Below are 11,375 nucleotides of genomic sequence, written 5' to 3' on the forward strand. Positions count from 1 at the left end.
GCAGAGCTTCGACAGCACCTTGACTGGCGATCCGTCCCTGTCCAAGCGTCCGATGAATCGCGTGGCCAACCCGCTGCGGGAAATGGGGGCGGTGATCGAGACGGCGGCCGAAGGTCGCCCACCGATGGTGATTCGTGGTGGTCACAAGCTCAAAGGGCTGACCTACACCTTGCCAATGGCTAGTGCTCAGGTTAAGTCCTGCCTGCTGCTGGCTGGCTTGTATGCCGAGGGCAAGACCACGGTCACCGAGCCGGCGCCAACCCGCGACCATACTGAACGTATGCTGCGTGGTTTTGGCTACTCGGTGAGTGTTGACGGCGCAACCGCCTCGGTTGAATCGGGCGGTAAGCTCAAGGCGACTCATATCGAAGTCCCTGCGGATATTTCTTCTGCGGCGTTCTTCCTGGTAGCGGCTTCCATCGCTGAAGGTTCCGAGTTGGTGCTGGAGCATGTGGGAATCAACCCGACTCGTACTGGCGTGATCGATATCCTGCGCCTTATGGGGGCTGATATTCGTCTGGAAAACCAGCGCGAAGTCGGCGGTGAGCCAGTTGCCGATCTGCATGTGCGTGCTGCCAAGCTCAAGGGGATCGAGATTCCCGAGGAGTTGGTGCCGCTGGCAATCGATGAGTTCCCTGTATTGTTCGTGGCGGCTGCCTGCGCTGAAGGGCGTACTGTACTGCGCGGCGCGGAAGAGCTGCGGGTCAAGGAGTCTGATCGTATTCAGGTAATGGCTGATGGCCTGTTGACCCTGGGCGTTAAGTGCGAGCCAACTCCGGACGGCATCATCATTGATGGTGGCCAGATTGGTGGTGGTGAGGTTCACGGGCATGGTGACCATCGTATCGCCATGGCCTTCAGCGTCGCCTCGCTGCGTGCCAATGCGCCAATTCGTATTCATGATTGCGCCAATGTCGCGACCTCGTTCCCGAACTTCCTTACGCTGTGCGCGCAGGTGGGGATTCGTGTCGCACAAGAGGCTCAGTCGTGAATATCAAGGCGCCTGTAATCACCATCGATGGGCCAAGTGGTTCGGGTAAAGGCACCATCGCTGGCAAGCTGGCCAAGCATCTGGGCTGGTGCCTGCTGGATTCCGGGGCGCTTTACAGGCTGCTGGCGTTCGCTGCGCGCAATCATGGTGTCGACCTGACCAATGAAGAGTCGCTGAAGTTATTGGCGGCTCACTTGGATGTGCAGTTTCTCGGTGCCACCGAAAATCACCCGCAGCGGATCATTCTTGAAGGCGATGATGTGACGGATGACCTGCGTAATGAGCAGGTAGGTGCTTGGGCGTCCCAGGTCGCGGCGCTGCCAGCGGTGCGTGATGCCTTGTTGCAGCGCCAGCGCGCGTTCCAGGAGCCACCGGGCCTGGTTGCGGATGGTCGCGACATGGGCACCGTGGTGTTTCCTGATGCGCCATTGAAGGTTTTCCTGACTGCCAGTGCCGAGGAGCGAGCTCGTCGGCGCTACTTGCAGTTGAAGGGAAAAGTCGATGGTGTTAGTCTGTCGAGTCTGCTAGATGAGATACGTGCGCGCGACGAGCGTGACACCCAGCGAGCGGTAGCCCCGCTCAAACCGGCGGCTGACGCCATACAGCTGGATTCCACGGAGTTGTCCATCGATCAGGTGTTGCAACGCATCTTGAGTGAGATCGCCATTCGCGATATCGCCGGGTGAACAAGGAAGATCGCGGGGGACCAGTCATAGTCCTGCGATCTTTCTTTTATATGAACGTAACCCACATCGTCTGGGATGTGGCAGATGGGCGGATTCTTCGCCCTTATCAACAGGAATTAAAATGAGCGAAAGCTTTGCGGAACTCTTTGAAGAAAGCCTAAAAACCCTGAATCTTCAGGCAGGCTCCATCATCACCGGTGTTATCGTCGACATCGACTACCAAGCGCGTTGGGTAACCGTTCACGCTGGTCTGAAGTCTGAAGCACTTATCCCGCTTGAGCAGTTCTACAACGATGCTGGCGAACTGTCCATCAATGTTGGTGATGAAGTTCACGTTGCTCTGGACTCGGTTGAAGACGGCTTCGGTGAAACCAAGCTCTCCCGTGAAAAAGCCAAGCGCGCTGAATGCTGGATCGTTCTGGAAGCAGCCTTCGCAGCCGAAGAAGTGGTCAAGGGCGTTATCAACGGTAAGGTTAAAGGCGGCTTCACTGTCGACGTTAACGGCATCCGTGCGTTCCTGCCAGGTTCTCTGGTTGACGTCCGTCCAGTGCGCGACACCACGCACCTGGAAGGCAAAGAGCTCGAGTTTAAAGTCATCAAGCTCGACCAGAAGCGCAACAACGTTGTCGTTTCCCGTCGTAGCGTCCTCGAAGCCGAGAACTCCGCTGAGCGTGAAGCTCTGCTGGAATCCCTGCAGGAAGGTCAGCAAGTCAAAGGTATCGTCAAGAACCTCACCGACTACGGCGCATTCGTCGATCTGGGCGGTGTCGATGGCCTGCTGCACATCACCGACATGGCTTGGAAGCGTATCAAGCATCCTTCCGAAATCGTCAACGTTGGCGACGAGATCGATGTCAAGGTTCTGAAGTACGATCGCGAGCGCAATCGTGTTTCCCTGGGCCTGAAGCAACTGGGCGAAGATCCATGGGTTGCTATCAAGGCTCGTTACCCAGAAAGCACCCGCGTTACCGCTCGTGTAACCAACCTGACCGACTACGGCTGCTTCGCTGAGCTGGAAGAGGGCGTGGAAGGCCTGGTACACGTTTCGGAAATGGACTGGACCAACAAGAACATCCACCCTTCGAAAGTCGTACAAGTCGGCGACGAAGTGGAAGTTATGGTTCTGGACATCGACGAAGAGCGTCGTCGTATCTCCCTCGGCATCAAGCAGTGCAAGTCCAACCCATGGGAAGACTTCTCTGGCCAGTTCAACAAGGGCGATAAGATCTCCGGCACCATCAAGTCGATCACCGATTTCGGTATCTTCATTGGTCTGGACGGCGGCATCGACGGTCTGGTTCACCTGTCCGACATCTCCTGGAACGAAGTGGGCGAAGAAGCCGTACGCCGTTTCAAGAAGGGCGACGAGCTGGATACCGTTATCCTGTCGGTTGACCCAGAACGCGAGCGTATCTCCCTGGGTATCAAGCAACTGGAAAGCGATCCGTTCTCCGAGTACGTCCAAGAGAACGACAAAGGCGCAATCGTTAAGGGTGTTGTAAAAGAAGTTGACGCCAAAGGCGCCATCATCACCCTGGCCAACGATATCGAAGCTACTCTGAAAGCCTCCGAAATCAGCCGTGACCGCATCGAAGATGCTCGTAACGTTCTGAAAGAAGGCGAAGAAGTTGAAGCCAAGATCATCAGCGTTGACCGTAAGAGCCGTGTAATCCAGCTCTCGATCAAGTCGAAAGACGTTGAAGACGAGAAAGAAGCTATCCAGAGCCTGCGCGACAAGCCAGCTGCTTCGGATATCGCTGCTGGTCCTACCACTCTGGGCGACCTGCTGCGTGCGCAGATGGAAAAGCAGAACTAAGTTCTGTCGGACCATAAAAAAGGGCGACTTAGGTCGCCCTTTTTTGTGCCTGAAATTTGAGAAGGTAAGAGGAGAGAGGTGGGGGAAACCAACTTGTGCAACGAATTGTCCCTTTCTTAGGTGAGTTGGCTGAGTATAAGGGGCTAGGCTTGCTCAGCTGGTGTATTACTCGAGCAGCGTGAGCTGCCTTAAGGAGCAGTATGAGCAGGTTGGGTATCGTTTTTTGGTTCTTCTTTTCGCTGGATGCACGGCCAACGTAAAGACCTATGCGGTTCGTGGGGGCAGCGGCATAGAGGTCGACTGTTCGGGGCTAGGGTCGGACTGGGATAAATGCTACAAGCGTGCTGCGCTTGAGTGTAAGGCCAATGGCTATAAGCTCATTGCCAAGTCCAATGATGCCAAAGATGAGGAGGGCGATTATCCTTTCGGTTGGAATCCGGCAGGTTACCTGACTCGAACGATGCTGGTCATGTGTCGATAAGGGGGAGCATTGCGTTTCTGTCAGTATATTTTTTGTCCTTTGTATCGGCGTCGTGCATGGACTGTTCAAAAACCTCAGAGCATGCTAAAACCTTTGGAGCACTGACCTAGCTGCTTGAAAAAGAAGGGAAAAATATGACGAAGTCGGAGTTGATCGAACGAATTGTCACCCATCAAGGGCTGCTGTCATCCAAGGATGTCGAGCTGGCCATCAAGACGATGCTTGAGCAAATGTCGCAGTGTCTGGCTACCGGTGATCGAATTGAGATTCGAGGATTTGGTAGCTTTTCTTTGCATTATCGTGCTCCACGTGTCGGGCGAAATCCCAAGACCGGTCAATCTGTAAGTTTGGATGGCAAATTTGTGCCACATTTTAAGCCTGGAAAAGAGCTCCGCGATCGTGTCAATGATGAGGATGAAAATCTATGACTTATGTAAAATAGGTCAAATACATGGATTTTAGTTGTTTAAGGCGCGTAACTCTCGGGCGTGTTGGTTTTCAATGGTCGATTTTCTTGAGTGTTCAGTTGGGGGGGGGCGAATAAGTTCGCATTTTAATATGAAGAGAGAACTTGTTCTTGAGTGTTGTTTTTATAAAAATATAATATATGTTTTTATGGTTTACGGTCCATTGTCAGCTTTTTTAGAGTTGAATCCTGTCAGGCTTTCACTCTTGCGTTGATCTGGTTTTTGGCTTAGGTAAAGGGTTTGTGGAAAGGGCTTGAATAGGTAGTGGCAGATTTTTGATATGTCTCTTGTAAAAACTTCCCTCTTTTTTGTTTTGCTCTCAGTCTTAGCTTGAGCCTGTATATAGTGCTTAGAGAGGTTGATTGCTATTTGTGAGCGAAGACGTAGCTCTGGTTACGTATGGGGTAGCATGTAGCGATGTCGGTTTTAGTGGCGCTTTTACTAAAGTTTAAACTTGCTACTTTAGTATCATGATATGAACTCCGCTCTTTGGATGTTTAGGCGAGTCAATAAGTTAAGTGAGAGGCAAAGATGCTCAAGTTGATGGCTGTGGAGAGGGTGGGGTGAGGCAGTTATTCAAAAATATGGGAGTGCTTTTTTTTGCACAGTTTTTTTCCTATATGGTTCCTATACTTGAAATTCCAATTCTTGCGCGAAGTTTGGGTGTGCAAGAGTATGGGAAGGTAGTTCTAGTACAGTCTATAGCATTATTGTCATCTTTGATCGTGGAGTATGGGTTTTCCTTGAGTGGATCTCGGCAGGTGGCTGTGTCTAGAGATGATGTAGGCTCTCTGGTTAGAATATTCGGAAGTGTATTGTCTGCTAAGTTGATGATCTCTTCAGTTATATGTGTTTTTGGTGTGGTGGTTTTTTATTTGTTCGGAAAAGAAAGTTATGATGGGGCTTTGATAGTATTTGGGGTTCTTTATTTTTTGGCTTTTGGATTTAGTCCATTTTGGTTTTTTCAGGGGCTTGAAAATATAACGTTGGTCGTCGTTTTTGAGGTGGCTCTTCGGTTTTTAAGCCTATTAGCTCTGTACGTTTTCGTGCAAGATAGTGGTGATGCGGTGCTTGCTCTTGGTATTATGTCTGGGTTGGCGCTTGTTAATACAGTTTTTGGGAATTTTTTATGTTGTCGTCTAATTGGTAGGGTTGTCCTTAATTTTACTGAAGGAGTTAGGCAGTTAAAAATAGGGTTTCATGTTTTTCTTTACAAGAGCTCTAATAATATTTTACTAAGTGCAGGGCCTTCTTTGGTCGGGATGATGTTAGGTAGTTTTTCAGTGGCTTCATATGTTCCGGCTGAAAAAATTATTCGAGGTTTTGTAGGTTTTGTTAATCCTGTTCTGATCGGTTTTTATCCTTATCTTAATCGTCAATTCTTATCCGCTAGAAGTGAGGCAAAAAAGCTTTCCTGGGGGGTTGTGGTTGGTATGTTTGTTTTTGGGTTGGTGGTGGCTGGAGTTTTTTATGTAGCGGGAGAGTTTATCGTTATCAATATTTTGGGCAAAGATTTTATTGTGGCAAAGGATGTGTTAAGAGTGTTTGTATGGGTAATTCCCTTTCGCCTGGCCAATCAAGCATTAGGTTTGTGTATTCTGATTCCGATGGGAAAGGATAAGGTTACTAGCTTTTTGATGATGACTTTTTCTGTGCTGTCGATGTTGACGGCTGGGTTAATGTCTATTTGGTTTGGAGTTGTAGGTATAGTGCTTGGTTTTGTATTGGCTGAAATATTTTTGTGTATGGTGCTGTTGGTTGTTGCTTTTAAGGATAGCCGAGAAGAAAATGCAGGAGGAAGATTGTGATAACGGTATTAACTCCAACCTATAATAGGGCTGCGACACTTTCTCGACTTTTTCAGAGTTTATGCACACAGAGCAACATGTCATTTGAGTGGCTTGTTGTTGATGATGGTAGCAATGATGGTACATATGATTTAATCAATGAGTTTTCTACTGGTGCACCATTTACTATTCGAGTTGTTCGGCAGGAGAACTCGGGTAAGCATGTGGCTCTTAATAATGGAATCGCTAAAGCCCATTCGCCATGGGTTTTTATTGTTGATAGTGATGATGCACTGATTACGACAGCGATAGAAGATATTGAATGTGCGCTATCTGACCTTGATAGTGGACCGTTAGTAGGTGTCTGTTATCGGCGAGCATATTTTAATCTAAATGTGATTGGTCGTGATTCAGGTCTGAATTGTTCCCCTGTTGTTATGAGTCCTACAGAAGCCGGAAATTTTTTTAAAGGCGACCTTGCTTATGTTTTCAAGGCTGAGGTTTTATTGAAATATCCTTTTCCTGTTGTAAAAGGAGAGAAGTTTGTGCCTGAATTGTTTATTTGGAATAAGGTTGGTGATGAGGGGGATATATATTTCTTCGGTGATAAAGCTATTTATCTCTCTGATTATCTTGATGATGGGTACTCTAAGAATTTTTCTTCGAACTTGAGAAAAAATCCGACAGGATTTTTAATTTTTTATTGGGCTCAAATTTTTAGAGAAAGAAAATATTCATATAAGGTCAAGAATTTTTTGCGTGCAATTCAATGTTTTTTTTATAAGTTTCTTAACAGGATTTTATGAAGATTCTATTTTTTATTACCAGCTTGGATGTGGGAGGAGCGGAGCGACAGGTTTTGGATTTGGCTCTGCGCCTGCAGGTACTTGGCCATAACGTTAAAGTAGCGTACCTGACGGGTGATGGTGCATTATTGTCCGATGAGGTATCAGTTGAAACTGTAGGCTTTCATATAAAAAAAACTGTCGTGGGATTTCTCAGAAGTCTTTTTTTACTTAGACGCCTTGTAAAGGATTTTGCGCCAGATGTGTTACATAGCCACATGGTTCACGCGAATTTGTTAGCGCGCTGTGTAAGAGTCGTAACTTATATGCCGAAGTTGATTTGTACAGCACATAATACTAATGAAGGAGGTAAGCTCCGAATGCTAGCTTATCGACTCACGGATTCTCTAGCAGATATAACTACTAACGTAAGTCATGACGGGGTAAAGATATTTGAGGCTAAAGGCGCAGTTACACCCGGTTCTATGTTGGCAGTACCAAATGGAATAGATACGGATAAATTTCATTTTGATGAGTCAAAGCGATCTTTTATTAGAAATAGAGAGGGTATTTTACCTTATGAAAAGATCGTGCTGGCCGTTGGTCGTCTTGCTGAGGCCAAGGGATATCCAGAGCTCTTAAGAGCCTTTGCTTTAATCAGTGCCGAGGATCAAAATACAAGATTATGGATTGTTGGTGAGGGTGCTTTAAGACAAAGGTTGGTACTTTTAACTGAAAGTCTGAAAATATCTCATAGGGTTACATTCTATGGTGTGAGAAGTGATGTCGAAGACTTTTATAACGCTGCTGATCTTTATGTACTTTCTTCCTTGTGGGAGGGCTTCGGCCTTGTTGTTGCCGAGGCCATGGCTACAGAGCGGGTTGTCGTAGCAACCGACAGTGGTGGTGTTAGAGATGTGGTTGGCGATCACGGAATTCTAGTTGAACCTGGTGATGTAAAAGGACTTGCTATTGCAATGCGCTCAGGACTTGATATGGACTCTTCCGCTGCTCGAAGATTGGGGCAGCTTGCGAGGCTGAGGATTGTTGAAACCTATTCTCTTGAGAGGATTGTGATGAGTTGGATTGAGCTTTACTCGTCTGATTACGATCCTTTGGATAGGTAGTTTACTCGAGAGTGGTTCTGTAGATTTTATTTTTTGAAAAGTCAAGATTGTGTGGTGGCATTTTTTTGTTTGTGTATTCGATGTATCATGGCTTTGTTTTTTATAAAACTATGATATGGCTTGGCTTAGTGGAAATTGGTATTGATGAAGATAGCATTAATTGGCACTACGGCGGCTAGTGTTCTTGGTTTTCGTTCGGATCTGATCATGGCTTTGATCAGCGAAGGCTATCAAGTATACGCTTTTGCCCTCGACTACAATGCAGACTCACGAACTAAGGTTTCAACGTTGGGGGCAGAGCCTGTGGATTATGAGTTTAGCCGTACAGGACTGAACCCATTAGGTGATATTTTTAATACGTTAAAATTATCTAGGCAGCTGAAAGAAATTGCTCCGGATATTGTTTTTAGTTATTTTTCAAAGCCTGTGATATTTGGAACCTTAGCTGCACTGTTAGCTAGAGTTAAGAGGCGGGTGGGAATGTTGGAGGGGCTCGGCTACGCTTTTACAGAACAGCCGAAAGGTATTACGATTAAGGGGCTTTTTTTAAAGCGAGTACAGGTATTTTTATATAAGGTTTCTTTTCCTTTTCTTGAAAGGATCATATTTCTAAATAATGATGATCGTTTGGATTTAGTGGATAAATATAAATTAAAGGTTTCATGTGTTAGTGTTCTAGGTGGTATAGGTCTGAAGCTATCAAGCTACCCTTATGTTAAACCTCCTAAAGCAGATATCAGCTTTATATTTGTAGGTCGACTGCTTGCTGAAAAAGGTGTCAATGAGTTTATACAAGCTGCTCGTATAGTTAGAGGGAAGTTTTCTAATGCCAAGTTTGTTATGCTTGGTGGGCTTGATGAAGATAATCCTGGGGGATTGACTTCTGATTATGTCAATGAGCTTACGCGTCAAGGATTGGTTGATCATCAGGGGCATGTTGATGATGTCGTTAGTTGGATTACAAATTCAAGTGTATTCGTATTACCTTCCTATAGGGAAGGGGTTCCTAGAAGTACCCAAGAGGCTATGGCTATAGGCCGGGCAGTTATTACGACAGATGTCCCTGGTTGCAGGGATACAGTTGTTGATGGGGTGAATGGTTTTTTAGTACCGGCGTGGTCACCCGAGGCTTTGGCTGAAAAGATGATATACTTCATCAATAATCCAGAAGAGATCGAAGCGATGGGACTACAGAGTCGTAAGCTGGCTGTTTCGAATTTTGATGAAAAAGTTGTTAATGCGCGTCTTGTTCGTTATTTTTCTGTATCTCCGTGAAGTGTTTTTATGTTGGTTTTTGTGGTTTCGTAAATATTGCAGTTGCCTTTAAGTTTTGAGTTTTTTGGATTCAAATGGTTGTTGTGAGTTCTATTGAAGTCGGCGAAGAAGTTCGGGTTTTTCATTTGTCATTAAGTAAGTGCGCCTTCCAAGTATGCTGAATCTTATAGCGGCTACAAACATAAGATAGAGTCGAGCTGTTAAGGTTTTGCTAGAAATGATGTGTTTTTCGGTGTTTCTGGTTGGTGTTGGGCTAGCGGGTTGCAGTAAGGTAAGAGTTATTAGGTCTTTAGGGGGGCAAGTGGTAAGTTGAAGTTGTCAGTTTTTCTGTTGAGGTTTGGTGAGATTTTTTTATGTTTGAGTATTATGAGTTTTTGGATTGGATTACTTCTTCTGGTGTTTATGATGCACTGAAGAGTGCAGCCGAATATTATCAAGGAACGCACTGAACATGATTCTCTGGTTGTTATTACCTGCTGCCCTTTTGTGCGCGCTTCTCATGACTTCAAAGTTGCGAGCTTATGCGTTATCGAACCACTTGATCGATGTCCCAAATAGTCGAAGCTCTCACTCTGTTCCAACTCCGCGTGGAGGAGGTGTTTCCATCGTTTTAAGTTTTAGTCTATTCTTGCCTTTATTGCTTATAGGTAATGCTATTTCATCTGCTTACGTCTTTGCACTTTTAGGTGCTGGCTTGCTTGTTGCTGTTATTGGTTTTCTAGATGATCATGGACATATTGCTGCTCGCTGGCGATTATTGGGGCACTTTATAGCGGCAATTTGGAGCTTGTATTGGGTTGGTGGAGTGCCGTCATTGACGGTATTAGGCTTCCAATTGAATTTTATTTACATTGGTTATGTTGCTGTGGCTTTTTATATGGTTTGGATGCTCAATCTCTATAACTTTATGGATGGTATTGATGGTCTCGCGAGTATTCAGGCTGTTACCGTATGCTTGGGGGCCGCACTACTATACTGGGTAACTGGGTTTGATGAGCTTGTTGGTCCTCCCTTACTGCTTGTTTTTGCAACACTTGGTTTTTTATATTGGAATTTTCCTTCTGCTCGAATTTTTATGGGGGATGCCGGGAGCGGCTTTCTGGGTATTACTCTGGCTATTTTCTCTTTACAAGCTGCCGCAGTTTTTCAAAGTTTCCTATGGGGATGGCTGATTCTCTTGGGAGTATTTATTGTCGATGCAACTTTTACCTTGATTCGTCGCCTACTAAGAGGTGACAAGATTTATGAGGCGCATCGAAGCCATGCCTATCAGTACGCCTCAAGAGAGGTCGGCGGACATCTGCCTGTCTCTTTGGCAATCGGAGGACTTAATATTATTTGGTTGTTGCCGATGGCTTGGCTGGCTGTGACAGGTAGGCTAGATGGTGTTTTAGCCTTAATAATTTCCTATATCCCTTTGATTTTTCTAGCAATAAAATACAAGGCAGGAGTACTAGAAGTTCGCTAGTAATTTGTGTTTTATTAAGTGGCCTGTATGGGGCGCTCACTATGTATGCGTACAATGGCAGAGTCGGTAGTCTAGTTAAGGGGCGGTAAGGTGTTTAAAGGCTTTATGGATCGGCTGAGAGTTTTTCTCCTGAGCATGCCACGTCGATACAAGCGGCTGTTACAAGTACTTGTCGACATAACACTGATCTGGCTGGCATTGTGGATGGCATTCGTTGTCAGGCTGGGATTTGAGGATTTGAATAATCCCGCCATTATTCATTTCTGGCTATTTCTTAGTGCGCCGATTGTTGCTATACCTCTATTTATTCGATTTGGAATGTATCGGGCGGTAATGCGTTATTTTGGTAATGATGCATTAATAATTATAGTAAAGGCTGTTAGTTTGTCTGCGCTTATTCTTGCGTTGGTGGTCTATTTATATAGCAATCATCAGACGCTTGTACCGCGCTCGATTGTGTTCAATTACTGGTGGTTGAGTCTAGTTCTGCTT

At 46.1% G+C, this 11,375-nt stretch carries 10 protein-coding genes and 1 pseudogene; all 11 read left to right on the forward strand.

Going from position 1 to position 11,375, the window contains the following annotated elements; all coding sequences use genetic code 11:
- Positions 1-991: 3-phosphoshikimate 1-carboxyvinyltransferase (gene aroA, locus BLX41_RS36210; protein WP_259745155.1), on the forward strand; the 991-nt coding region annotated here is incomplete at its 5' end.
- Entirely contained in the window at positions 988-1,677 is a 690-nt protein-coding gene (cmk, locus tag BLX41_RS24895) for a (d)CMP kinase (RefSeq protein ID WP_123727020.1), read from the forward strand. The genes aroA and cmk, both read left to right, overlap by 4 nt.
- Positions 1,678-1,798: 121 nt before the next feature.
- A complete protein-coding gene (gene rpsA, locus BLX41_RS24900) occupies positions 1,799-3,493 on the forward strand; it encodes a 30S ribosomal protein S1 (protein ID WP_007931318.1) in 1,695 nt (564 codons plus the stop codon).
- 223 nt (positions 3,494-3,716) lie between these two features.
- On the forward strand, positions 3,717-3,974 hold the full coding sequence (locus BLX41_RS36215) for a hypothetical protein (RefSeq protein ID WP_123727160.1): 258 nt from the start codon (positions 3,717-3,719) through the stop codon (positions 3,972-3,974).
- A gap of 134 nt (positions 3,975-4,108) precedes the next feature.
- Positions 4,109-4,402, forward strand: coding sequence for an integration host factor subunit beta (ihfB, locus tag BLX41_RS24910; protein WP_080966983.1), 294 nt, complete (start codon positions 4,109-4,111; stop codon positions 4,400-4,402).
- A gap of 557 nt (positions 4,403-4,959) precedes the next feature.
- Positions 4,960-6,249 (forward strand): oligosaccharide flippase family protein, encoded by a 1,290-nt coding sequence (locus BLX41_RS24915; RefSeq protein ID WP_148059773.1) that lies wholly within the window; start codon positions 4,960-4,962, stop codon positions 6,247-6,249.
- Complete coding sequence (locus tag BLX41_RS24920) at positions 6,246-7,034, forward strand: glycosyltransferase family 2 protein (RefSeq protein ID WP_185073765.1); 789 nt, start codon at positions 6,246-6,248, stop codon at positions 7,032-7,034. The genes BLX41_RS24915 and BLX41_RS24920 overlap by 4 nt, the downstream gene beginning before the upstream one ends.
- Positions 7,031-8,140 carry a glycosyltransferase gene (locus BLX41_RS24925; protein ID WP_123727023.1) on the forward strand — a complete coding sequence of 370 codons (1,110 nt, stop codon included), beginning with the start codon at positions 7,031-7,033 and terminating at the stop codon, positions 8,138-8,140. The genes BLX41_RS24920 and BLX41_RS24925 overlap by 4 nt, the downstream gene beginning before the upstream one ends.
- A 144-nt stretch (positions 8,141-8,284) precedes the next feature.
- The gene (locus BLX41_RS24930) at positions 8,285-9,415 is read left to right on the forward strand and encodes a glycosyltransferase family 4 protein (RefSeq protein ID WP_123727024.1); all 1,131 of its coding nucleotides are present in this window, start codon (positions 8,285-8,287) and stop codon (positions 9,413-9,415) included.
- 451 nt (positions 9,416-9,866) lie between these two features.
- Positions 9,867-10,883 (forward strand): MraY family glycosyltransferase, encoded by a 1,017-nt coding sequence (locus tag BLX41_RS24935; protein WP_123727025.1) that lies wholly within the window; start codon positions 9,867-9,869, stop codon positions 10,881-10,883.
- Between the two features lie 105 nt (positions 10,884-10,988).
- Positions 10,989-11,375 (forward strand): annotated as a pseudogene (locus BLX41_RS34050) (polysaccharide biosynthesis protein); the annotation flags it as partial.

The organism is Pseudomonas protegens (genome assembly GCF_003732485.1).
Classification (GTDB): Bacteria; Pseudomonadota; Gammaproteobacteria; order Pseudomonadales; family Pseudomonadaceae; genus Aquipseudomonas; species Aquipseudomonas protegens_B.

Bases quoted from the DNA above. Each gene is read 5' to 3' on its own strand.
- rpsA (WP_007931318.1), top strand. From the start codon at position 1,799: ATGAGCGAAAGCTTTGCGGAACTCTTTGAAGAAAGCCTAAAAACCCTG.
- ihfB (WP_080966983.1), top strand. From the start codon at position 4,109: ATGACGAAGTCGGAGTTGATCGAACGAATTGTCACCCATCAAGGGCTG.
- BLX41_RS24925 (WP_123727023.1), top strand. From the start codon at position 7,031: ATGAAGATTCTATTTTTTATTACCAGCTTGGATGTGGGAGGAGCGGAG.
- BLX41_RS24930 (WP_123727024.1), top strand. From the start codon at position 8,285: ATGAAGATAGCATTAATTGGCACTACGGCGGCTAGTGTTCTTGGTTTT.
- BLX41_RS24935 (WP_123727025.1), top strand. From the start codon at position 9,867: ATGATTCTCTGGTTGTTATTACCTGCTGCCCTTTTGTGCGCGCTTCTC.